This window comes from Sulfuriferula plumbiphila, assembly GCF_009938015.1.
GTDB classification, from domain to species: Bacteria; Pseudomonadota; Gammaproteobacteria; order Burkholderiales; family Sulfuriferulaceae; genus Sulfuriferula; species Sulfuriferula plumbiphila.
The window spans coordinates 1651501-1674807 of the sequence record NZ_AP021884.1 but is presented as its reverse complement, the minus strand read 5'-3'; the positions used below and the strand labels follow the sequence as shown (position 1 = coordinate 1674807).

Here is a 23307-nt window from a genome sequence, read left to right as displayed (position 1 = left end):
GGCGCACATGAGTGACAAAGACCGACTAAATCTTCAGGACCAGTTCCTGAACGCACTACGCAAGGAACACATGCCGGTGTCGGTGTTTCTGGTGAACGGCATCAAGTTGGTAGGCAAGATCGAATCATTCGATCAGTACATGGTAATGCTCAAGGGGCATGACAACGTCAGCCAGGCAATCTTCAAACATGCCATTTCGACTGTATCGCCGTCCAGACAGGTCTCCATTGAAGAAAAGACCGACAAGCCAGAGTAAGCATGTCAACGCCATGGATTTTTCTGTTCATCGCTACCGCAAAGCTGAGCCCGTAACCTACGATGCCAGCATGCTCATCCTTGGCGTCCTTTTTGGTCTTGTCGATCCACACATGCGGCACATGCGGCAGCACTTCCCGTTCGAAATATTCCTCGACCGGTTCGCTCAGCGGCACATTCTCATTGTCACGCCGGGCAGGGTCCAGACACATGGGTAACATTTTAGTCCAGGGACATAGGTAACCGCTGCGTCACACTTATGGGCACGAAGGAGGTGCCCCATGACCTGGAGTGAGACATTGCTGCGCCCCAATCTCCCGTCCTCCAGCAAGCAACGCCCGTGCGCCTTCAGCGCTACTCACTGTGACCAGCGCATTCACCATACCTGTCACTTTCTCTCCGTCGGCCAACATGAAGAAGCGGCCAAGCCAGGGATTTCCGGGAATCAGGCGCAAACCGGCGAACTGCCTTTGCCGATCCGGACGGAAATCGTTCTCCAGGGCAAACAGGCCAGCAAGCCGGCGGCACTGGCAAAGCCGATCGATGGAGTCTCCAGCGTGTTTCATCCGATCAGGGCCACAGCCTTGATCTGCGCCCATACGGCCTGGCCGGGATGCAGGTCAAGGACGGCGGCTGAGCGCCGGGTGAAACGGGCAAGCAGCGGAGCGCCGCCCGCATCCAGCCGCACCAGCGTCAGGGCCGGATGGATGTCGTCGCCAAGCTGCGTCACAACGGCAGGTAGCACATTGAGAATGCTGGTGCCAGTGTGCGGCTCCAGAGCCAGACCGACATCCCGCGCCAGAATGCGGATGCACAAGCGGTGGTTCAGTGGCACACCACTGTCGCGCACCCACAGCTTGCCGCCGGCAAAGCTGACACGGACTAGGTGCCAGCCCGCATCGAACCCGCTAACCGAGCCTTCCAGCACGACACCGGCGTCCTCGTCCAGGCGGATGGGCAGGTCGAGTCGGACCAGGGTTTCAGTGAGCGGCCCGCTGGCACGTACCTGACCATTTTCCATAAGCACCAGATGCCGGCCAAGCGGGCGACTTCGTCCGGGGAGTAGCTGACATAGAGCACCGGGATATCCAGCGCGTCGTGCAGCCGCTCCAGGTAAGGCAATATCTCGCCCTTGCGCTTGGGGTCGAGCGCCGCCAGGGGTTCGTCCATGAGCAGAGAATTCGTGGACTGGTGACCAGCGCCCGGGCAATGGCCACCCGCTGCCGAGCAACGCCACCGCCTGGTCGAGCGATACCCGGCGCTGGGCCGCCGCCACCCGCTTCTGACCGTATTCCAGGTTGCGCTGGATGGAGAGATGAGGAAACAGGCCCGCTTCCTGGAACACATAGCCCAGGGGGCGTTCGTGGGTGAGCAGAAAGATCCCCTGGGCGTCGTCTCGCCAGACCTCGCCCAGGATCGACAGGAAACTGTCGGGTGCCCGCTCCAGGCCGGCCACGCAACGCAGCAGGGTGGTCTTGCCGGAGCCGGAATGGCCGAACAGGGCGGTCACCCCGCGCGCCGGCAGTTCCAGGTTTATCTCCAGCCTGAAGCCGGGTTAGGCGTGACAAAACCAGGCGACGATGCCGTCGGGACTATGCGTGTGGATAGCGTGACGGCCACCTCCAGCAGGTGATCGCCGATGGCCTCGAATGCGTTCTGTACCGGTTGCACCACGAAGGGCATGGAATAAAACACTGAACCTGCCACCAATCCCCAAAAGGTGAACGGCAGCACCCCCAGTCCCAGGGACTGCGTAAGGCTCCCCAGCGGGTCGTTGGGTCCCATGGTCACCAGCAGATAGCACCCGTGGTGGCAGCACCAGTGACAGTGCCACCACCGCTCTCACCAGGCCCTTGGGCCGGCATCGGGTGCGCGCCAGCCACCAGGCAATGGGGGTGCCGATGACGAGCAGCAGGATAGTGGTGAGCGTCGCCAGCCTGAGGGTCAGCCAGATGGCCGAGAGATCGCCATCCGTCGGCAACGTAGCGCCCTGCACCTAGAAGTCGTAGCCGTAGGATTTGATCACCGCCTTCGCCTTGCCACTCTTGAGGTACTTCATCAGGGCGGCAGCAGCGGTCTTGTCCTTGCCGTTGGTGAGGATCACCGCGTCCTGGCGGATGGGCGAATACAGATTATTTGGCAGCACCCAGGCCGAACCGCTGGCCAGCTTGCCTTCCTTGTTGAGCACCTGGGACAGGGCGACGAAGCCCAGTCCGGCATTGCCGGTGGAGATAAACTGATAAGTCTGTGCGATGTTTTCGCCCTGCACGAACTTGGCCTGCATGGCAGACAGCAGGCCGAGTCTGGTCAGCGCCTCCACGGCAGCGGCGCCATAGGGGGCGAGTTTCGGGTTGGCGATGGACACGTGCCGAAAGTCGCCCTTCTTCAGCACATCGCCCTTGTCGTCCACGAATCCAGGCCTGGCACTCCATAGCACCAGCTTGCCGATGGCGTAGGTGAAGCGGCTGCCGGACACGCCCAGCCCTTCTTTCTCCAGCCTGGCCGGGGTTTCGTCGTCGGCGGCAAGCAGAATATCGAAGGGGGCGCCGTTCCTGATCTGGGCGTAGAAGCTGCCGGTGGCGCCGAAAGACAGCACTGTCTTGTGGCCGGTGTCCTTCTCGAAATCAGCGCCGATCTTTTGCATCGGCGCAGTGAAATTGGCGGCCACCGCCACCTGCACCTCGTCCGCGCCTGCCGGGCCGGCGGCCAGGCCAAAAACAAGGAGAGGGAGCGCGAGCCGGCGAGAGAACTTGCGATTCATGATGGTTCCTTTCCGTGATCAGGTGGTTACCGCCAGGATGATATGGGAGGCCTTGATCAGGGCGCAGGCGCGCACGCCCTCCTTGAGACCGAGGCTCTGGATGCTCTCGTTGGTGATGATGGCCGCCACGTGCTTGCCGCCGTCCAGTTCGATCACCACCTCGCCGTTCACCGCGCCCTCCTGACAGCGGGTCACCACGCCGCATAACTTGTTGCGGGCGCTGGTTCTGAGCTGGCAGTCCGCCGCAGTCACGATCACCCAGGGGGCCTTGATCAGGGCATAGGCCTCCACGCCGACCTCCAGGCCGAGATTGTCCACACTCTCATTGGTGATGATGGCCACCAGCCCGGCGCCACTACCGATGTCCAGCACCACCTCGGCATTCACCGCGCCTTTCTTCACGGCCCTGACCCGGCCCAGAAACTCGTTACGCGCACTCGTCTTCATCTCGAACCTCCGCATCAATTGATAAAAACGTTCAAAATCCCCTGTCGCCCGCAGGGCGGCGAGGAACTCCCGGTACTGTCCTTCCAGCCTTCGAAACATCGACAACACCTGCAAGCCGAGGGCAGTGAGCGCCGTGCCGCCACCGTGCCTGCCCCCCGCCACCCGCTCCACCAGCGGCGCCTCGGACAGGTTGTTCATGGCTTCCACCGCTTCCCAGGCTGCCTTGTAACTCAGGCCCAGGGCTTTGGCCGCCGCTGAGATCGAGCCCAGCTCGCCGATCTTCTCCAGCAGTTCGATACGCCCCTTGCCGCGCCGGCCGTCCTGCTCCGCCACCAGGCGCAACACCGGCCGCAACTCTGTTGCCCCTGCCTTCATGCTTCACCCCCATAGGCAAAATATCGTTATTACTTTTTACTACATAACGATAGTAAAAGTAAAATGCCAATGATTGTTTCGACATGGCTCATCTCCTTGCTCCGGAAAATCAATCTTTCCCGTATAGCTTCTCCCGCATACCGCGAGGCAGCGCTTGCGTAATCGCCGCCAGCGGCAGGTCGGCCAGCCGGTACCGGCCGCTGCCAACACGCAGGTGAAATCACTCGATGACTTCACCGGACTGGACATGGCCGCCAATCGGGAATGTCCGGCCCTGTTGCGCAAGCAGCCTGATGCGGGTTCGCAATCGAAGTTTGCGTAGCGCACCGGGCGGGTGCTCGGCCCTCCGCCTGCGCACCGGGAGCGTGCACCTCGCCTCCATCCTCCACAAGCACAACACACAAACCCATTCAAAAATAGCGCATTAAAATAATTCATGTGCTGGCATGCTGCTTGCGTTGCTTAGAAAGCAAGGTAAGGGCACTTCTCTAAATTTGCAAATCCTGAGCGAGGCCAAGCGCAAAAACAGTTTAGTGCGCAGACGATGTTTGATAGGCAAGCGATGAGATTTCTTGGGCAAGGCAGTACCGCAACGAAGTTGGAATGTATACAGGTGCCCGCAGGCACCCACCGGCCTAAGCAGAGCGCGACCATGCATGAATCCACAGACATATTGTTCAAGCCGGCCATATTCGACGAAATGCACAGCCCGGAAGGGTTGGTGCGCAATCAATACCGGGATGTAGCTGCCCAGCTATTTTCCTTACCTCTGGAAGCCCTTTCCCAGAAGCAGCGTGAAGCCGAGGTGCTGTTTCGCCGCCTGGGAATTACCTTTGCCGTTTATGGGGAAGGCGCGGGCGCAGAACGCCTGATCCCGTTCGATGTTATTCCACGCATATTTGGTGCCAGCGAATGGGCGCTCCTGGGGCGCGGTCTGAAGCAGCGGGTGCAGGCGCTTAACGCTTTTTTACACGATATCTACCACGCCCGGGAGATCATCAAGGCCGGCTTGATTCCTGCCCATCAGGTGCTGGGAAACAGCCTGTACCGGCCAGAAATGCGCGGTATCGATTTGCCCAATCAAGTGTATGCCCACATTGCCGGGATTGACCTGGTGCGTGTGGCAGAAAACGACTTCTATGTGCTGGAAGACAATCTGCGCACACCATCTGGCGTGTCATACATGCTGGAAAACCGCAATACCATGATGCGGCTGTTTCCCGACCTATTTGCCAGCCATGCCGTCGCCCCGATAGACCACTACCCGCAGATGCTGCTCGACACCCTGCTCGAAGCAGCACCCCCCAATGTGGATGAACCGGTGATTGTGGTGATGACGCCAGGTGCCTACAACAGCGCCTATTTCGAACACGCCTTCCTCGCCAGCCAGATGGGCGTGGAACTGGTGGAAGGCCAGGATTTGTTTGTCCACGCCGGCAAGGTATACATGCACACCACCGAAGGCCCGCAGCAGGTACACGTCATTTATCGGCGTGTGGATGACGATTTTCTCGATCCGCTGGCTTTCCGTCCGGATTCGACACTGGGCGTCCCCGGCCTGATGAACGCCTACTGCAGCGGGGGCGTAGTGCTGGCCAACGGTATCGGCACCGGCGTGGCGGACGACAAGTCCACCTACCCGTATGTGCCGGCCATGATTGAATTTTATCTGGGCGAAAAGCCCATCCTGTCCAATGTGCCCACCTGGCGTCTGGGCAAGACAGAAGATCTCAAATACGCGCTCGCCCACCTGCCTGAACTGGTGGTGAAGGAAGTACAGGGCTCGGGTGGCTACGGCATGCTGGTGGGGCCTGCCAGCACACCCGAGGAGATCGCCGCGTACCGCGAACGGATTCTGGCCGCGCCGGCCGGCTTTATCGCCCAGCCGACCCTGGCGCTGTCCACCTGCCCAACCTTGGTGGAAGCCGGTATCGCCCCACGTCATGTGGACTTGCGCCCATTCGTATTATCCGGCAAGGAAATCCGCCTGGTGCCGGGCGGGCTCACCCGCGTGGCGTTGACCGAGGGCTCTCTGGTGGTCAATTCATCCCAGGGTGGGGGGACCAAAGACACCTGGGTATTGGAGGATTAAAGCATGTTGTCACGAACCGCGGATCACCTGTTCTGGATGGCGCGCTACATCGAGCGTGCCGAAAATACTGCACGCGTGCTGGATGTCACGCACAGCACGTCGCTGCTGCCGGATGACTCCGTTGGCGCAGAAGCCCACTTGTGGTATGCGCCACTCAACATTTCGGGCTGTGCTGCCGGCTACACTGCCAAATACGGAGCAGCAGAATCTGCGGCAGTAACGCGCTTTATCGCACTGGACCCGGATAACCCGGCCAGCATCTATACCAGCCTGATGCTGGCGCGGGAAAACGCGCGTGCCGTGCGCGGTGCAATCACCGGAGAAATGTGGGAGAGCATTAACGCCACCTGGCTGGAACTCAATCGCATGTCACCTGCCCTCAGCGGCAATCGTCTGACACCTTTTTTTGACTGGGTGAAAGAACGCTCGCACCTGTTTCGCGGGGTGACCCTGGGCACCATTCTCAAGGACGATGCACTCAACTTCATCCGCCTCGGCACATTTCTGGAGCGCGCTGACAACACCGCGCGTATTCTCGACGTCAAGTACCACATCCTGCTGCCTAGCGTGAAGGATGTCGGCGGCGCGGCAGATTATTACCAGTGGGGCGCGCTGCTGCGCTCGGTCAGCGCATTCGAGGCATATCGGAAGATATACCGCGACGTGATCTCGCCACAGCGCGTGGCGGAGCTGTTGGTGCTGCGTGCCGACATGCCGCGTTCGCTGCACGCCTGCCTGAACGAGGTGGATTCCACACTGGAAATCATCAACGGCTCGACCGGACGTGAGGCGCGCCGCTGCGCGGGTGAAATTCATGCAGCACTGCATTTCAATCTCATTGAAAATATTTTCGCCAATGGGCTGCATGAGTATCTGACCGATTTTCTCGGACGGACTGACAGCCTGGGGAAGGAAATTCGCAGCGCTTATCTGGCACGCCGTGATGAATTTGTCGCACCGTCACCCGTGCGCCAGATGGCACAAGTACAATAAAAGATGCTAAACAACTGCAGTAGACCTCTCATGACTTATTGCGTCGCGCTCAAGCTCAAGGCCGGACTGGTGTTTGCTTCGGATTCCCGTACCAACGCCGGGGTGGATCAAATCGCCTGTTTCAAAAAAATGCGCAGTTTCGTCAACAACGGCGACCGCGTCATCGTCATCCTCAGCTCGGGTAATTTGTCCATCACCCAGAGCGCGATCAATTTGCTCGAGCAACGGGGACGGCGCAATGAATTATTCAATCTGTGGAATGCCGAATCCATGTCCGACGTGGCGATGTTACTGGGAGACTGCCTGCGCGAGGTACGTGACCGCGACGGTCCATTTCTACTCGAGGGAAATGTCAGGGTAGGTACTAATTTTATCGTCGGTGGCCAAGTAAGCGGTGAGCCGCCGCGCCTGTTCCTGATGTACGACGAGGGCAATTTTATCGAGGCCACCGAAGAAACCCCCTTCTTCCAGATCGGCGAAACCAAATACGGAAAACCCATCATTGATCGCGTCATTCATGCCGAAACGCCGCTCATGGACGCCATAAAGTGCGTACTGGTATCGTTTGACTCGACCATGCGCAGCAATATCGCGGTCGGGCTGCCGATTGACCTGGCATGCTACACGCGCGACAGCTTTAGGCTGGATCGCCTGTACCATATCACCGCCAGCGACAGCTATTTTTCCCAGATCAGCCAGCGCTGGAGTGAAGGCCTGCGCGGCGTATTCGCCTCGCTACCCGACCCCGACTGGGAAACCCCGCCAGCCACCCGTGACTGCCTGCCCATCCCCCCTCCCTGATATGACCATACGCGTTGCTCTGCATCATCACAGCCGTTACCGCTTCGATCGTCCGGTCATGGTATTTCCCCATGAAATCCGGCTCAGACCCGCCGCCCACAACCGTACTCCCATTTCGGCCTATTCGCTGAAGGTGCAGCCAGCCAAACACTTCATTCACTGGCAACAGGACGCCTACGGCAATTTCGTCGCCCGCCTCACCTTCCCCGAGCCGACACGCGAACTCGAAGTGACGGTGGACCTGGTGGCGGACATGACCGTCATCAACCCGTTCGATTTTTTTGTCGAGCCGTGGGCAGAGCATTACCCATTTCAGTATCCAGCCGAGCTCAAGGCTGAACTCACGCCTTTCCTGCAGACTGACACTGCGGGCACAGCACTTGCCAAATGGCTGGTCGATTTCCGGCGTGCTTTGCCTGCCGACATCGGCATCACCAATTTTCTGGTACGCACGAATCAGCGCATACATCGCAGCGTCTCCTATCTCATCCGCATGGAGCCAGGCGTACAAAACTGCGAGGAAACGCTCACCAAAGGCTCCGGTTCATGTCGCGACAGCGCGTGGCTGCTGGTACAGGCATTACGCCACCTGGGCATTGCTGCCCGCTTTGTATCGGGTTATCTGATCCAGCTCGCCGCCGATGCAAAACCGCTCGACGGTCCCGCCGGGCCGAGCGCCGATTTCACCGACCTGCACGCCTGGTGCGAAGCCTATATCCCCGGTGCCGGCTGGGTCGGGCTGGACGCCACCTCGGGCTTGCTCGCCGGAGAAGGCCATATTCCACTGGCCGCCACCGCACAACCCGCCTCCGCCGCGCCCATCAATGGCCTCACCGGCATCTGCGAGGCGCAGCTCGACGTGACCATGACGGTCACCCGTATTCACGAAGACCCGCGCGTTACCAAACCCTACACCGACGCACAGTGGCAGGCGGCGCACACGCTCGGGCTGCAGATTGACGCCGAATTGAAACATGGCGATGTGCGCCTCACCCAGGGTGGCGAACCGACCTTTGTCTCGATCGACAACATGGACGGCGCGGAATGGAACATCGCCGCGCTGGGCGAAGAAAAATGGACACTGGCCAATGCCCTGATACGACGCCTGCAAGCGCGCTTTGCTTCCGGCAGCGTGCTGCACTTCGGCCAGGGTAAATGGTATCCCGGCGAAGCGCTGCCACGCTGGGCATTGACGGCCTACTGGCGCGCGGATGGCACCCCGCTATGGCACAACCCGGCACTGGTCGCCGAAGCCAGCGAAACCATCAGCCCCGAGGTGCTCAAGCGCTTCGCCACTCACCTTGCCCAGCAGCTTGGGCTCAACCCCGGTTATCTCATCCCGGCGTATGAAGACCCGTGGCAGGCGCTGGATAGGGAAAGCCGCCTGCCCGCCAACCTCGACCCGCACGCGGCTGACCTCACCCGGCCCGATGCGCGTCACCGTCTCGCCCAACAGTTACGCGCCGGACTGGCCGAGGTGGTCGGCTATGTGCTGCCGCTCAAAGCGGGCACCGCAGCCGCACCGCAATGGCGTTCCAGCCGCTGGCCGCTGCGCCAGGACCGACTGTATCTGGTGGCGGGCGATTCCGCGCTGGGTTACCGGCTGCCGTTGGACAGCCTGCCGTGGCTGGCGCCGGAGGATTTTGAACTCGAGTTACCGCCCGATCCGTTTGCCGAACGTGCGCCGCTGCCGGAATCTCCACCCGTCCCCAAGCCAGCTACCGCCGCTGCCATCGACGAAACCCCGAGTGCACGCGAAGTCATCCACACCGCGCTGGCGCTGCAAGTGCGCGACGGCATATTGCACGTCTGCATGCCGCCCACCACCACGCTGGAAGCCTGGCTGGCCCTGGTCAGCGCGCTGGAACATTGCGCCGCTGCGCTGGCCCGGCCGATCCGCATGGAAGGCTACGCGCCGCCGCGTGACCCGCGTCTGGTGTCGCTGTCGGTCACGCCCGACCCCGGTGTCATCGAGGTCAACATCCACCCCGCTGCCGACTGGCCGACATTGGTGGAACGTACCCGCACACTGTATGAGGACGCACGCCAGACCCGGCTGGGTAGTGAAAAATTCATGCTCGATGGTCGCCACACCGGCACCGGCGGCGGCAACCACGTCACGCTGGGGGGAGCGACCGCGGCGGACAGCCCGTTCCTGCGCCGGCCGGACCTGCTGAAAAGCCTGATTGCCTACTGGCAGCAACATCCGGCCATGTCCTACCTGTTTTCCGGGCAGTTCATCGGCCCCACCAGTCAGGCGCCGCGCGTCGACGAAGCGCGCGATGACAACCTGTACGAACTGGAAATTGCGTTCCAGCAAATGGACGCCAAGCTCACCCCCGGCAAAGAAAGCGGACAGCCCTGGCTGGTGGACAGGCTGCTGCGCAATTTATTGATTGACCTGACCGGCAACACGCACCGCGCCGAATTCTGCATAGACAAGCTGTACGCCCCGGATTCCGCGACCGGGCGGCTGGGACTGGTGGAGTTGCGCGCGTTCGAGATGCCGCCGCATTACCGCATGAGTCTGGTGCAATCGCTATTACTGCGGGCGCTGCTGGCCCGGTTCTGGAAAACGCCCTATCAAGGCAAGCTGGTGTACTGGGATACCGCGCTGCACGACCGCTTCATGCTGCCGCATTTCATCGAGCAGGACATGCGCGACATCAGCCGCGACCTGCGCGTGGCAGGCTATGCCTTCGACGATGCCTGGTTCTCGCCGTTCATCGAGTTCCGCTTTCCGCGCTATGGCAGCGTGGCCTATCAGGGCATACAGCTGGAGCTGCGCCAGGCCATCGAGCCGTGGCATGTGCTGGGCGAAGAAATGGCAACCGGCGGCATGGCGCGCTATGTGGACTCGTCGGTGGAACGGATGCAGGTCAAGGTGAGTGGCATGATCGACAGCCGCCACCAGGTGGCGTGCAATGGTCGTCCGCTGCCTCTGCATCCGACCGGCGTGCCCGGTGAATTCGTTGCTGCGGTGCGCTTCAAGGCGTGGGCGCCGCCGTCTGCATTGCACCCCGCCATTGGTATCCATGCGCCCCTGGTATTCGATGTGGTGGACAGCTGGAATGGCCGCGCCATCGGCGGCTGCACCTACCACGTCAGCCACCCCGGGGGGCGCAACTACGACACTTTTCCCGTCAACGCCAATGAGGCAGAGGCGCGCCGCCGTGCACGTTTCTGGGATCATGGCCACAGCGCGGGGACGATGGCAGTCGAACCCGAAGCACTTAATCCGCGCTTTCCCATGACCCTGGATTTGCGCTGGCAACCCAAGTAGCCGCAGGAATACGCATGCTCAACTCAAGCCACCACCCGCGCTTTGGCGACAAGCAAAACTCCCCATTCTTTGAAGCATACCTGCCGCGTCTGCTGGAAGCGCGCGACCGCAGTGGCCTGACCCCGAAATGATCGGCGGCATCGAGGCACTGATGATGACCGTGGAGCCGGGCAATGCGCTTGAATACATCGCCGAGCTGGCGTTGATGACGCCGTATCATTATCTGGTCACGCTGGACAGTCCCAGACATCTCACCCACGTGCTACGCATTGATATGGATGCGCCCGACATCCTGCTGCGCGAGGTAAAAGATCCGGGCTACAGTGATATTTTCCGCAGCCTGAACGACTTGTATCCGGTGGGGGCACGGCGTCCGCACAGCCGTTATCTGGGCGAAATCCTGCTCACGTCAAACCGCCACGAAGTCGTAGCCCAGCAACAGCAGCGCGAGTTTCGCTTCTTCCCCATCGGCCAGCTCGCCGAACTGGATTTGCCGCTCAATGTGAGTCTGTCCAAGCCCTCACCCTACACCCAGAACATGGTGGGCTACATGGAGCGTGCGGCGGACGGCATTCGTCTCTATCAGCACGGTGAATGCGTCATCCTCGGCAGCGCGCAGGCAGCCTACGAACGTGGCAAGGAGATGCAGGAACGGATCGGCATCATGGACCTGATCCTGCCCATCGACCACCTTGCCACCCGCGTGTACAGCCAGAACCGCGAGGCTGCCTTGCTCGAATACCTGGCGCTGTCGAGCTATTACTACTGGGGCAGCTACGACATCACGGATCAGAACTCCTCCACCAACGTCACCAAAAACGTGCGTGGTGTGCCTGAATCCGCAAGCCCGGCCAAGGTATTCACCGCCAACAACCATCCCTACTGCGTCAACCACCTGGACCAACTGCCCAGCCCCACCGAGACTTTCGTGCGCAACTATGGCCCGCGCCTGCACCACATGGCGCTTGCGGTTAGAGATGGCCAGCATGACGGCAAGGAATATATCGATATTGTCGTGGATGCCATCACTGCCCAGGGCAAAGGCTTTCTGCTCGACACCGTCGGCTCACGCGAAGTGGGTCTCAAGCAAATCTTCTCCTCGGCGTCGGATTTTTCCGCGCTGATTATCGAATACGTACAGCGTTTTGGCGACTTTCAAGGGTTCTTCGCACGCGACAACGTCGCGTTATTAACGGTTGCAGCGGGGCTGGAGGAAGGCGTGCAGGAGGTTTGATGCAATGGAACACAATCCGGCCATTCACTGTTTTAAATGAAAACGAGGCCAGCATGATCAGATTAGAATTTGATATAGCACTCAACTATGAAGTCACTGGCGCCCAGAGCGATTTCATATTTAACATTCATGCGGCGCAAACAGGCCATCAATCAGTCGTCAACGAGCAGCTTTATCTGAGCCAGCCGATCACGCCAGTGATCTATACTGATTCGACCTATGGCACGCGCTACATGCGATTGCAAGCCGTCCCCGGTCCGTTGACCATACGCTACGACGCGACAGTTGATATCTCCCATTATGTCGAGTCGCCTGAAAACCTCGTGGAAGTGCCGATTTCGCAACTGCCGTCGGAAGTACTGCCCTATATTTACCCGAGTCGCTACTGCCAGTCTGACCGGCTTGGAAAGCTCGTGACCTGGGAATTCGCTCATGCCCAAGCCGGCTATCGGCGGGTGCAGGCGATACAGGACTGGGTGCGCCAACGCACGTCGTTTTTGCCAGGGAGCTCGAACAGCACCACGTCGGCAACCGATACCATCATCGATCAGGCGGGGGTATGCCGTGACTTCGCCCATTTGATGATAGCGTTGTGCCGGGCGATGAACATCCCCGCGCGCTTCGTCACGGGAATCGATTATGGCGCAGACCCGAAATTAGGGCCGACCGATTTTCATGCCTATGTCGAAGTTTTTCTCAGTAACCGTTGGTATTCCTTCGATCCCAGCGGCATTTCACCACCGATGGGTCTGGTCAGACTCGGTACTGGGCGAGACGCTGCCGATGCTTCATTCGCCACGGTGTTCGGCTCGGTCAAATCATTTGTGCCGGTGATCAATATTGAGGCGATAGACGACCCGGCCAATGGCTTTACACTGCCACGGCATTGCACGGAGGCCATGTCTACGCATGCCGCACTTGTACAGTATCAGTAATTTCAGCCCGCGCAATACGATGGCGCCGGATGTGTTCCAAAAATGCTGCCGCCTCAAACAAAACCCAGCAATTCCCGTGACATTTTCGCTGCCGATGGTCGCCTGGCAGGCCAGGCGCGAACTGGAACTCACCCCGACGATGCTATCCAGCTTTTCATTTTCCGCGCGCCGGGTTTTTGACAGACTTTTGCGACCTTCTTTTACGTAAATATGGCAGGAGCCGCATTCGGGACACTTAGTCAAAGTGTTCGTGTATATGGGTGATACCGCCAGAGTGCGTATGGGGCGCGTTCGGCCGGCCATGATGCGCTTCAATCCGCTTGAATTTCCACAACGCGGCTGAGATACCCCACACCAGCAGGAAAATACCCACGATCACGTAGCCGAGCACGCCAAAATCCAGCCCACCGACATAATCGGCGAACGGGCCTTTGAGGTGCAGGAGGTTGATGAAGACCTGCAGCAGCTCAATACTACCAATGACCAGCGCCACCACAATCGACAAACACGTCGTGGTGAGGTTGTAAAAAATCTTGCGTAGCGGGTTCACAAACGCCCAGTTGTAAGCCTTGACCATCAGTACGCCGTCGGTGGTGTCCATCAGCGACATGCCGGCCGCGAACAAAATCGGCAACGACAGCACGGCGCCTATCGGCAGATTGCCGCTGGCTGCACCGGCAGTCATCGCCAGCAGGCCGATTTCAGAAGCGGTGTCAAAACCCAGGCCAAACAGCAAACCCAGTGGATACATCTGCCAGCTGCGCTGGATGATTTTTTGCAGGCGACCGCCAAACACGCGATTGAGCAGGCCACGTTTTGAGAGCAGTTCATCCAGGTGTGCGTGGCTGTGCTGGCCGGTTTTGGCCTGCCGCCAGATTTTGAGCATGTCCAGCAGCAGCAACAGATTGAGGATGCCGATCAGCCACAGAAATATCCCCGATATGCCGGCGCCTATCAGTCCCCCGAGGTGCTGCAGTTCGGGCAAACCCTGTTTCACCGTGGTGGCGGCGAATACGATGGCCAGCGCAAGCACAAACACCACGGTCGAGTGCCCTAGCGAAAAGAAGAAGCCAATACCCAGCGGCTTTTGACCTTTTTGCAGCAGGTAGCGCACGGTATCGTCAACAGCGGCAATGTGATCGGCATCAAAGGCATGGCGCAGACCGAACATATAAGCGGCAAAGCCCAGGCCAATCAGCGCCGGATAGCGCGCTGAGTAGTAAAAAAACAGACCGCAACCAAGCAAGTGCAGCAGCCCGATCACGCCGTAAAAGCCACCGAGTCGCTGCCACTCGGCAACGCTGAAATTGAGACGGCGACGCACATTGCTGGTGCGGATGCTGGCTGTGCCGGGTGCGGCAACCAGACGATAGCCGCCGCTCGCGGATCCGGCTTCAGGCGCATGCTGTGTGCATCTCATGGCATCGCGTGCATTGCATTGACGGATGCGCATGCGGAAAGTCCGGTACGCAGCCAGTCATACCAGGCATCCAGCCCTTCGCCTGTATACGCCGACACCGGGAAGATTTTGAGCTTTGGATTGACCGTGTGCGCATTGTTAATCGCCAAATCGAGCCTGAAGCGCAGGTGGGGCATCAGATCAATCTTGCTCAGCAGCATGACCTCAGCCGCGCCGAACATGTGCGGATATTTGAGCGGCTTGTCCTCGCCCTCGGTGACCGAGAAGATCACCACCTTGGCGCGCTCGCCAAGATCGAACAGCGCCGGACACACCAGGTTGCCAACGTTCTCAATCAGCAGCAGCGAGCGCGGCTCAGGTTTGAGCAGGGTCATGGCGCGTTCAAGCATGTCGGCTTCCAGGTGGCAGCCGGTGCCCGTATTCACCTGCACCGCACGCGCGCCGGTAGCCCGGATGCGCTTGGCATCATTGGCGGTTTCCTGATCGCCCTCGACCACCGCGATGGACATGGTTGCCTGCAGATCCTTGAGGGTACGTTCGAGCAGGGTGGTCTTACCCGCACCGGGGCTGCTCATCAGATTCAATGCGAGTATGCCGCGCCCGGCCAGCCAGCCGCGATTGCGTTCGGCGATGCGCTGGTTCCTGCCGAGAATTTGTGCCTCCAGTTGCAGCGTGTGCGTGTCACGACCCGGAACCTGCAAGGTGTCGTGGTGATGATGCTCGTGGGGGTGAGCGTGGTCGTGCGTGTGTACAGGCTGGTACTGCATGCCGCCACCCGGCATTTGAGCTTGCATCTGGCTCGGCTGATCCGCGTGGGCAGGGCTGCGCGCGCGCACCTGGGCAGGAGCCAACTGGTGATGGTGATGTAAATGTCTCATGCCGTCTGCGTGTACATGCTCATGCGCTTCCGCGCTTCCATCGTGCAGCGACAGTGTCGCCCCTTCGCTCTGCCCACATCCACAGGTTACGCACATGATGCTTCCTCCGTATTCATTTCGATCTCCCTGATCAGCATTTCCTCGCCGGCAGTGATCCGTAATATTCCTGTACCACAGGCCGGGCAGCGCCCCACCAGTGCGGTCAACGCCACTTCTTCACCACAGGCATCACACCGGGCACGACCAGGGGTCTCATCAATCTCCAGCTTTGCACCTTCTGCGAGTGTTCCCGCAGCACACAGATCGAAGCAAAAGCGGATGGCCTCGGGCATGATTGCCGACAGTTGCCCGATCTGCAGGCGCACCCGCGTCACCCGCTGGCCCGCAGCATGTTCACTGACGATGGCCACGATATTGCGGGTAATCGACAGTTCATGCATGGGCTTGCTCCTGCAGGCTGATCTCGAACAAGCGATCTGCTGGCAACGCCATTACCGAATCGGCAACGACGGCTTTCAGGTGAATCAGTTCGGCTTCCTGTTGCAGACTACGCGAAGGGGTCCGCGCCAGCTCGAAAAAGGCGGGCGTGACCGCGTGTTCACGCAACGCCACCCGTGCGACATGTCTGCCATCGGCAACTTCGAAACGGAATGCGTCCGCCGCCCCGCAGTTTTGCACGGCGCCGGATTCGCGCCATGTGAACCGTCCACGGGTAATGGCGCGGGTAACAAATTCGATGGCATCGCGTACTCCGGGACCGTTGTGCCAGCTGACCACGGACAGGTCTCGGCGGTCCCATGGATGTTCGGCAGAAAGGGCCGCACCGGCGGCGGCCATCGCCCTAAAACCGATTGCCGCACCTGCCAGCGCGCCCCCACCGTGATAGGCGAGCAGCGCCGGGTATTCAAGACGCAATGGCCAAGAGTGATCGAGGATAGTAATTGTCCCGTCCACTATTTGCGGTTCCATCAGAGATGCGACAGGGTCTGTGCGCAGCATCGTTACGGGCATCAGCAGATCCTCGGCAATTGTTCACCAACCAGCATATCCACCACACGATACCCGCCGAACGCAGTCGACAGGATCACGTTACCTGCGGATTCAGCTGTGATTTCGCCGACGATCGCGGCTTCAAGGCCGGCCGGATGCGCGCGCATCGCCGCCAGCACTGCGTCCGCGTGCGTGGCCGGCACCACCGCCACCAGCTTGCCCTCGTTGGCCAGGTACAGAGGATCGAGCCCCAGGATTTCGCAGGCGCCACGTACCGTCTCGTTGACCGGTAGCGCCGCCTCGCGCAGACGGATGCCGACCCGGGAACTCGTAGCAAACTCGTTGAGCACCGTGGCCACACCGCCGCGAGTGGCGTCGCGCAAGCAGTGGATGTCCTGACATGCTCCCAGCATCACCGCTACCAGACCGTGCAGCGGCTGGCAGTCGCTCATTACCGCTGCATCGAGCGCCAGCTCGTTGCGCGCCAGCAGAATGGCTATTCCATGGTCACCCAGGCTGCCGCTGACAATGACGGCGTCCCCCGGCTGTGCGCGGCTGGCACTGATCTGGATTCCTGCTGGAATGACCCCTATACCGGCAGTATTGATAAACAGTTTGTCGGCTGCGCCGCGTTCCACCACCTTGGTGTCACCGGTGACGACACTCACCCCAGCCAATCGCGCGGCATGTGCAATGCTCTCGACGATCATGGCCAGGTGGGCCATTTCCAGACCTTCTTCGATGACCAGCCCACAGCTTAAATACAGCGGGCGTGCTCCTGAAACGGCAAGGTCATTGACGGTACCGCATACCGCCAGTTTTCCAATGTCGCCTCCTGGAAAACTCATCGGTGTCACGACATAGGAGTCGGTGGTAAACGCCAGCCGGTCGCCATGTACGAGCAGCTCGGCAAGGGGTACCGTCGCCTGATCTTCGAGTGCCGCCAGCAGCGGATTGTTGAATGCGGGTAGAAGTACATTTTCGATCAGCTTGCGCATCGCACTTCCGCCGCCACCGTGCGCCAGCGTCACCACGCCGCCAGGCATGCGCTTGCCGTGAGGATCATCCATTTTCATGATGCCACCGTCTCCGTTTCAACCGGTTTGATCGCGATGCGGCCAAACCGGTAATACGCGGCACACGCACCCTCGGACGACACCATCAGCGCGCCAAGCGGTCGTTCTGGCGTGCACGAGGTGCCAAATACTTTGCATTGATGCGGTTTGATCACACCTTTCAGCACCTCGCCGCACTGACAGGATTTGGGGTCGGCGATGGATAAGCCTGGCACCCCAAATTTGCGTTCGGCATCGTAGTCAGCAAAGGCCGCGCGCATCCTGACGCCGGAGTGGTCGATAGAACCCAGTCCGCGCCACTCAAAAAACTCGCGCAGCTCGAATACTTCAGCAACCGCGGCCAGCGCCTGCGCGTTGCCGGCTTCAGGCACGATACGCTTGTACTGGTTTTCGACTTCGCAGCGGCCCTCTTTCATCTGTTTCAACAGCATCCACAGCGATTGCAGAATATCCAGTGGCTCAAAACCGGCGACAACGATCGGCCGGTGGTAGCGCTCGGCGATGAAGTCATACGGTCGGTTGCCGATCACCATGCTGACGTGGCCAGGACCAAGGAAGCCGTCCAGCGTCAGTTCCGGCGAATCAAGAATGGCCTTGATGGTGGGAATGATGGTGATGTGATTGCAGAACAGCGAAAAATTGCGGATGCCCTCGCGCCTGGCCTGCAACACCGTGAGCGCGGTGCTGGGCATGGTGGTCTCGAAGCCCAGCGCGAAGAACACCACCTCGCGCGTCGGGTTTTCGCGTGCCAGTTTCAATGCATCGAGCGGCGAATACACCATGCGTACATCGGCGCCTTCGGCCTTGGCTTGCAGCAGACTGCCCTTCGAACCCGGTACACGCATGGCGTCGCCAAAGGTGGTGAAGATGATTTTCGGATTGCACGCCAGCGCCACACAGTCATCCACCCGCCCCATGGGCAACACACACACCGGGCAGCCGGGACCGTGCACAAACTCCAGCGCCTCTGGCAGCATCGCCTTCAGGCCATAACGGAAGATGGTGTGAGTATGGCCGCCGCACACCTCCATCACCTGCAGCGGGCGGCCACGTGCCTTGGCCAGCAGTGCAGCCAGCTTGCTGATTTCTTCCACCAGGGTACGGGCCTTGGCAGGGTCACGGAATTCGTCGGCATATTGCATGGTTCAGGACTCCTTCGCGGCACTGCCGCGATCATCGGCCAGCAGGGTGTGGGTCAGATCCCACAGGATGTGATAAAGCGCGACATGACTTTCCTGCACGCGGTGGATACTGTCACTGGGGACTACCAGGCAGTGATCGAGGTCGGTAAAGCCACGCATGCGACCGCCGTCGCCGCCGGCCAGACCGATGGTGACTGCGCCACGCGCCTTGGCCGCAGTGAAAGCAGTCAGCACATTCTCGGAATTGCCGGAGGTGGAAACCCCGATCAAGGCATCGCCCGGGCGCAGTTGTGCAATCACCTGGCGCACAAACACATGCTTGAAGCCGACGTCGTTGCCCACGGCGGTGAGCATCGCCACATCATCGCCCAGGTTGCGCGCCGGCAGTGCGGGCCGTCCGGCGGTGACCGGGTGCTGGAACTCGACAGCAATGTGCGCAGCATCGCAACTGGAGCCGCCATTGCCCATCGTGTACAGGCGCCCACCATTGCAGTAGACATCGGCCAGCGCCTGAGCCGCAGCGACAATCGCCGCAGCGTTTTCATTGAAAAAACGCTGTTTGACCGCGATGCTCTCGGCGGCTTTCTGGCGTACCGACTCCAGCAGCGCAGCGTGCAACTGACCGGCATCCTGACGCTTGCCAGCGAGGAAAGGGTACAGCCCGGCGAGCGTGGGATCGTTGAGTTTTGATTCCATCAGGCAGCCCCAGTGCTCTCGGCCATGCGCATGGCCTCGATCTCGGCCTGTGCTTCACCGAGCTCGGTGAGCAGATTCAGCGTCAGCCGCGCCTCGTTTTCGTTGATGCGGCTCATGGCAAAACCGACGTGGACCAGCACCCAGTCGCCGACGCAGCTGTCCACAGGATGCTGCTCGTCGACGACGCAGGCGAGGTTGATCTGGCGGCGCACGCCGACGACGTCGACCATTCCCAGCTTATTGGCTGCGTCGGTGATTTCTACGATACGTCCGGGAATTCCAAGACACATGATGACTCTCCTTGTTCTAACTGTGCTGCAGTTGCCGCACCGCAGCAATCACTGCCTGTCCCAGCGCCAGGCCACCGTCATTGCATGGCACCTGCCGGTGGGTCAATACCGTAAACCCTTTGGATTCGAGACCGTGCAGCACGCGCTCGAACAGGATGCGGTTCTGCAACACGCCGCCGGTGAGTGCTACCTGGGGTAGCGGTGCGCCGTCTTTGCTGATGCGGCTGGCGAGCTTTTCCACCATCTTCACGACCACCTTCGCCAGCCCGCGATGGAAACGCGCCGCCATCACGCCGACCGGGGTATCCAGGATGAGATCGCCGAACAGTGCCTGCCACATCGCCAGCGGCTCGATGTAAGGCAATTTGCTGCCTGGCAGCAGGGGGATGGCAAAGGGATAGTCGAGCGTCGCGTCCTCGTTCTCGAGGCAGTCGCGATCCACCGCGGCCTCCAGCTCCACCGCGCCCTGGCCTTCGTAGTGGGCGTGATCGCGCACCAGGCCGACAGCCGCCCCCACCGCATCGAACAGGCGACCGCAGGAACTGGCCAATGGCGCATTGACCCGCTGCTTGAGCATGCCGTCGAGCAGCGCGCGCGGTTGCCGGTCGAGGAAGCGGAACAGTTCCAGCCCGGCGTAATTCATTGCAAACGCCGGCCATCCCATCTCTGCCATGAGGTGCGCATAGGTGTTGCGCCAGGGTTCGCGCGCAGCGGCATCGCCGCCGAGCAGGGCCACCGGCTTGAACGTGCCGAGGCGCTCAAAGCCATGGTAGTCGGCAAGCAGAAATTCACCGCCCCAGAGTGTGCCATCTTCCCCATAGCCGATGCCGTCCAGCGCCACCCCCAGCACCGGCGCAGTATCCAGCGCTACCCTGTTGTCCGCCAGGCAAGCGGCGATGTGCGCGTGATGGTGCTGGCTGGCATGCAGCGGCAGACCCGTTTCCTCTGACTGCGCCCTTGCCAGTCGTGTAGCCGCATAGTCCGGGTGCAGGTCGCAGGCCAGCACCTGCGGCTCGAATTCAAAGAAACGACGAAAGTCGGCGAGCGCCTGGTGATAATCGGCGCGCGTGAGCGCGTCTTCCAGGTCGCCGATGTGGGGTGAGAGCACGGCCGTTCCATCGCGTACCAGGCAAAAGGTGTTTTTCAACTCGCTGCCGTACGCCAGTATGTTGGGCGCGCGCTCGAAGCCCGGCGGCAGGCTTAACGGAGCAGGGGCATAGCCGCGTGCGCGCCGCAACACACGCGTCTGTCCAGCCACCACGCGTACTACCGAGTCATCGACTCGGCGGGCGATAGGCCGATTGTGCTCAAGGAAATAGTCGGCAATCTGCCCCAGTCGCGCACGCGCATCCGCGGCGGTAATGGCCTGCGGTTCGTCAGAGTGGTTGCCGCTAGTCATCACGATCGGACGATTCATGCGGCGCAGCATCAGGTGATGCAAGGGCGTATTGGGCAACATGAACCCCAGCGTATTCATGCCCGGCGCAACAGCCGCATCTATCGCAGGCGTGGAGGTGCCTGTCAGGCGTTGCAACAAGACAATGGGTGCTGCCGGGCTGCTCAGCAGCGCGGCCTCCGCTTCCCCAAGTTGCGCGTAGCGGTGGATGACCTCGATGTCGCGCGCCATCAGTGCAAAGGGTTTACGCTCGCGCTGTTTCCCCGCGCGCAGCCGTGCCACGGCGCTATCGCTGCTTGCGTCACAGGCCAGCTGATAGCCGCCCAGACCTTGTATCGCGAGGATATGGCCGCGTTGTAACAGACTGCATGCCGCGTCCGCATCATCCAGAAAGGTCAGCGAGTCCAGAGCGATGGCACGCCCGTCGCTGCGGCTCAAACTCAAACGTGGCCCGCACACGTGGCATGCGACCGGCTGGGCATGGAAGCGCCGGTCAGCCGGGCTGGCATATTCTGCGGCACACGCGTGGCACATCGCGAACGCCGCCATCGTGGTGTTGCTGCGGTCGTACGGGATCTGCTGAATGATGCTGAGGCGCGGCCCGCAGTGGGTACAGTTGGTAAACGGGTAGCGGAAGCGCCGTCCGAACGGGTCAAAAATTTCTGCGACGCAGGCTGGACACGTTGCCGCATCGGGCGCGACGTGGGTGAGCGCCGTGCTCGTTCTGCTGGCGACGATGCGGAAATCGGCTGGAGGCAGTCCCATGGCTTCACAGCGTTCGATACTCTCGATGCGGGCCAGCGGCGGAGCCTCCGTGTGGATGCGTTCAAGCAGGGTTTGCAGCAGCGCGGCATCGCCCCAAGCCTCGATCAGCACGCCTTCGCCGTCATTGGCAACGCTTCCGCACACACCCAAGTCTTGTGCGATGCGCCAGACGCCGGGGCGAAAACCGACCCCTTGCACAATGCCGCGCACACGGATGCGCTCGCCGATTTGAGCAGGAACTGCTGACGCGCCCTGTAGCGGCGCGTTCATGCTTCCATCTCCCGACTCCAGCGCCACAACATGACGCGGTTATTGCCCGCATCGGCGATAATGGCGTATTCGCTGCTGCTGCACAGACCGAACGGCCAGCACAGACTGTCGCGCATGGCCGCCATCCAGCGATTGTCGCCTTTGGCTTCCCAGTCGGGTTGCGCGGCGAGCAGGCGAGGCTGTGCCCCGTATCCGTTGATGTCCTGATCGTGCCATGCCAGGAGACGCGAACTGGCGGTATCCGCCACGACCAGCCAGTCACCCAGCGTGGTGACCGCATAGGGCATATTGAGCGCGGATGCAGTCGGCCAGTAGTCGCCCCGATTGTGATCGACGCCGGAAGCCGTTTGCTGGCCGAGTAAGGCGTCGCAAGCCTGGCCGTTGGCCGTGGGGAGCGTACGCCAGACCATGACGCGGTTGTTGCCGGCGTCGGCGACGCACACGCCTGTGCCCAGAAATGCCAGCCCATGTGGCCAGCGCATGCTGCTTGCATCGGGGGTGCCGCCGCCGTTCTCGTCGCGACTGTCGAAGCTGCGTTGCCCGAGCACCAGATCGGCGGGCTGGCCGTTGCGCGTGGGCAAACCGTTCCACATCAGCACACGGCGGTTGCCGGTATCGGCGACCCACAGACGTGTGCCATCCCAGGCTACGCCGAACGGCCAGAACAATGTGTCTGCGCTGGGTCTGTCGCTGCCGCGGTTGCACTCAACCGCGCCAAAGTCTGTCTGCCCCAGCACCAGGTCGGCGGGCTGGTTGTGAGTGCGCGGCGGCTCGTGCCAGATCAGCACACGATGATTCCAGCCATCAGCCACAGCAATGCCTGCGCCGCACGCCGCAATTCCGGTGGGGACGTTAAGCGTGGCACCATAGGGCGCGCCCTTGGCGTTGCGCCCTTCATGTGCAAAGTCAGGCTGGCCGATGAGTATCTGAGCGGCCGCATTGTCTTCGCCGGGCAAGCTGCGCCAGCCGAGCATACGATGATGCCCGGTATCAGCCACCCACAGGCTGCCGTTCGCGGCGAGGCATACGCCGCGCGGACCGAACAGGCTGTGCGCGCTGGGCGCAAGCGAAGTGTTGAGATCCTGCCCTGCGTTGGCGGCACCCAGGATCACTGTTGCGCCAGCGTCGGCAAGCAATGGGAGTACAGGCGCAGCAAGGGCATGGCGCTTTTGACCCGGCGAGAGCGAGACACGCAATGTTGTGTTCAT

General features: G+C 60.8%; 23 protein-coding genes and 1 pseudogene. 10 read left to right on the top strand and 14 right to left on the bottom strand.

Annotation, left to right across the window (positions count from 1 at the left end):
* The first annotated feature begins 7 nt into the window (after positions 1 to 7).
* Both hfq and GZH91_RS18045 read left to right on the top strand, forming a co-directional pair.
* Positions 8 to 256, top strand: coding sequence for an RNA chaperone Hfq (hfq, locus tag GZH91_RS08750; protein WP_147074651.1), 249 nt, complete (start codon positions 8 to 10; stop codon positions 254 to 256).
* Between the two features lie 13 nt (positions 257 to 269).
* Positions 270 to 473 (top strand): hypothetical protein, encoded by a 204-nt coding sequence (locus GZH91_RS18045; protein ID WP_147074650.1) that lies wholly within the window; start codon positions 270 to 272, stop codon positions 471 to 473.
* A gap of 344 nt (positions 474 to 817) precedes the next feature.
* Here GZH91_RS18045 and GZH91_RS08745 read toward each other — a convergent pair whose 3' ends face one another.
* The 4 genes from GZH91_RS08745 to GZH91_RS08730 all read right to left on the bottom strand — a co-directional run bounded on the left by GZH91_RS08745 (position 818) and on the right by GZH91_RS08730 (position 3838).
* Positions 818 to 1765 (bottom strand): molybdenum ABC transporter ATP-binding protein, encoded by a 948-nt coding sequence (locus tag GZH91_RS08745; RefSeq protein ID WP_232522232.1) that lies wholly within the window; start codon positions 1763 to 1765, stop codon positions 818 to 820.
* Between the two features lie 23 nt (positions 1766 to 1788).
* The gene (locus tag GZH91_RS17800; protein ID WP_198415442.1) at positions 1789 to 2040 is read right to left on the bottom strand and encodes a hypothetical protein; all 252 of its coding nucleotides are present in this window, start codon (positions 2038 to 2040) and stop codon (positions 1789 to 1791) included.
* Positions 2041 to 2251: 211 nt separating this feature from the next.
* Positions 2252 to 3016, bottom strand: coding sequence for a molybdate ABC transporter substrate-binding protein (gene modA, locus GZH91_RS08735; RefSeq protein ID WP_147075181.1), 765 nt, complete (start codon positions 3014 to 3016; stop codon positions 2252 to 2254).
* A gap of 18 nt (positions 3017 to 3034) precedes the next feature.
* A complete protein-coding gene (locus GZH91_RS08730; RefSeq protein ID WP_161984227.1) occupies positions 3035 to 3838 on the bottom strand; it encodes a TOBE domain-containing protein in 804 nt (267 codons plus the stop codon).
* Between the two features lie 154 nt (positions 3839 to 3992).
* Here GZH91_RS08730 and GZH91_RS08725 point away from each other — a divergent pair, with 154 nt between their 5' ends.
* From GZH91_RS08725 to GZH91_RS18320, 8 genes and pseudogenes are all read left to right on the top strand, one after another.
* The gene (locus tag GZH91_RS08725; protein ID WP_161984226.1) at positions 3993 to 4160 is read left to right on the top strand and encodes a hypothetical protein; all 168 of its coding nucleotides are present in this window, start codon (positions 3993 to 3995) and stop codon (positions 4158 to 4160) included.
* A gap of 330 nt (positions 4161 to 4490) precedes the next feature.
* Positions 4491 to 5930, top strand: a complete 1440-nt coding sequence (locus GZH91_RS08720) for a circularly permuted type 2 ATP-grasp protein (protein ID WP_174861854.1) — start codon at positions 4491 to 4493, stop codon at positions 5928 to 5930.
* 3 nt (positions 5931 to 5933) lie between these two features.
* Positions 5934 to 6923: an alpha-E domain-containing protein gene (locus GZH91_RS08715; protein ID WP_147073345.1), complete on the top strand. Its 990-nt coding sequence runs from the start codon at positions 5934 to 5936 to the stop codon at positions 6921 to 6923.
* Positions 6924 to 6953: 30 nt separating this feature from the next.
* Positions 6954 to 7724: a proteasome-type protease gene (locus GZH91_RS08710; protein ID WP_147073347.1), complete on the top strand. Its 771-nt coding sequence runs from the start codon at positions 6954 to 6956 to the stop codon at positions 7722 to 7724.
* Position 7725: 1 nt separating this feature from the next.
* Complete coding sequence (locus GZH91_RS08705; protein ID WP_147073349.1) at positions 7726 to 11007, top strand: transglutaminase family protein; 3282 nt, start codon at positions 7726 to 7728, stop codon at positions 11005 to 11007.
* Between the two features lie 14 nt (positions 11008 to 11021).
* A pseudogene (locus tag GZH91_RS08700) lies at positions 11022 to 12241 on the top strand (hypothetical protein).
* The gene (locus GZH91_RS08695) at positions 12241 to 13176 is read left to right on the top strand and encodes a transglutaminase-like domain-containing protein (RefSeq protein WP_223264567.1); all 936 of its coding nucleotides are present in this window, start codon (positions 12241 to 12243) and stop codon (positions 13174 to 13176) included. The pseudogene GZH91_RS08700 and the gene GZH91_RS08695 overlap by 1 nt, the downstream one beginning before the upstream one ends.
* Positions 13151 to 13384 (top strand): hypothetical protein, encoded by a 234-nt coding sequence (locus tag GZH91_RS18320; protein ID WP_332835335.1) that lies wholly within the window; start codon positions 13151 to 13153, stop codon positions 13382 to 13384. Before GZH91_RS08695 ends, GZH91_RS18320 begins: the two co-directional genes overlap by 26 nt.
* 27 nt (positions 13385 to 13411) lie before the next feature.
* Here GZH91_RS18320 and GZH91_RS08685 read toward each other — a convergent pair whose 3' ends face one another.
* The 10 genes from GZH91_RS08685 to GZH91_RS08640 form a co-directional block, all read right to left on the bottom strand.
* A complete protein-coding gene (locus GZH91_RS08685) occupies positions 13412 to 14596 on the bottom strand; it encodes a HoxN/HupN/NixA family nickel/cobalt transporter (RefSeq protein ID WP_147073351.1) in 1185 nt (394 codons plus the stop codon).
* The gene (gene hypB / locus GZH91_RS08680; RefSeq protein WP_223264568.1) at positions 14593 to 15474 is read right to left on the bottom strand and encodes a hydrogenase nickel incorporation protein HypB; all 882 of its coding nucleotides are present in this window, start codon (positions 15472 to 15474) and stop codon (positions 14593 to 14595) included. Before hypB ends, GZH91_RS08685 begins: the two co-directional genes overlap by 4 nt.
* 86 nt (positions 15475 to 15560) lie before the next feature.
* Complete coding sequence (gene hypA, locus GZH91_RS08675; protein WP_147073355.1) at positions 15561 to 15914, bottom strand: hydrogenase maturation nickel metallochaperone HypA; 354 nt, start codon at positions 15912 to 15914, stop codon at positions 15561 to 15563.
* Positions 15907 to 16485 carry a hypothetical protein gene (locus GZH91_RS08670; protein WP_147073357.1) on the bottom strand — a complete coding sequence of 193 codons (579 nt, stop codon included), beginning with the start codon at positions 16483 to 16485 and terminating at the stop codon, positions 15907 to 15909. Before GZH91_RS08670 ends, hypA begins: the two co-directional genes overlap by 8 nt.
* Positions 16485 to 17540 (bottom strand): hydrogenase expression/formation protein HypE, encoded by a 1056-nt coding sequence (hypE, locus tag GZH91_RS08665; protein WP_147073358.1) that lies wholly within the window; start codon positions 17538 to 17540, stop codon positions 16485 to 16487. Before hypE ends, GZH91_RS08670 begins: the two co-directional genes overlap by 1 nt.
* The gene (hypD, locus tag GZH91_RS08660; RefSeq protein WP_147073360.1) at positions 17537 to 18682 is read right to left on the bottom strand and encodes a hydrogenase formation protein HypD; all 1146 of its coding nucleotides are present in this window, start codon (positions 18680 to 18682) and stop codon (positions 17537 to 17539) included. Before hypD ends, hypE begins: the two co-directional genes overlap by 4 nt.
* Positions 18683 to 18685: 3 nt before the next feature.
* A complete protein-coding gene (locus tag GZH91_RS08655) occupies positions 18686 to 19378 on the bottom strand; it encodes a D-sedoheptulose-7-phosphate isomerase (protein ID WP_147073362.1) in 693 nt (230 codons plus the stop codon).
* Positions 19378 to 19668: a HypC/HybG/HupF family hydrogenase formation chaperone gene (locus GZH91_RS08650; RefSeq protein ID WP_147073364.1), complete on the bottom strand. Its 291-nt coding sequence runs from the start codon at positions 19666 to 19668 to the stop codon at positions 19378 to 19380. The genes GZH91_RS08655 and GZH91_RS08650 overlap by 1 nt, the downstream gene beginning before the upstream one ends.
* Before the next feature lie 16 nt (positions 19669 to 19684).
* Complete coding sequence (hypF, locus tag GZH91_RS08645) at positions 19685 to 22099, bottom strand: carbamoyltransferase HypF (protein WP_147073366.1); 2415 nt, start codon at positions 22097 to 22099, stop codon at positions 19685 to 19687.
* Complete coding sequence (locus tag GZH91_RS08640) at positions 22096 to 23307, bottom strand: NHL repeat-containing protein (protein ID WP_147073368.1); 1212 nt, start codon at positions 23305 to 23307, stop codon at positions 22096 to 22098. Before GZH91_RS08640 ends, hypF begins: the two co-directional genes overlap by 4 nt.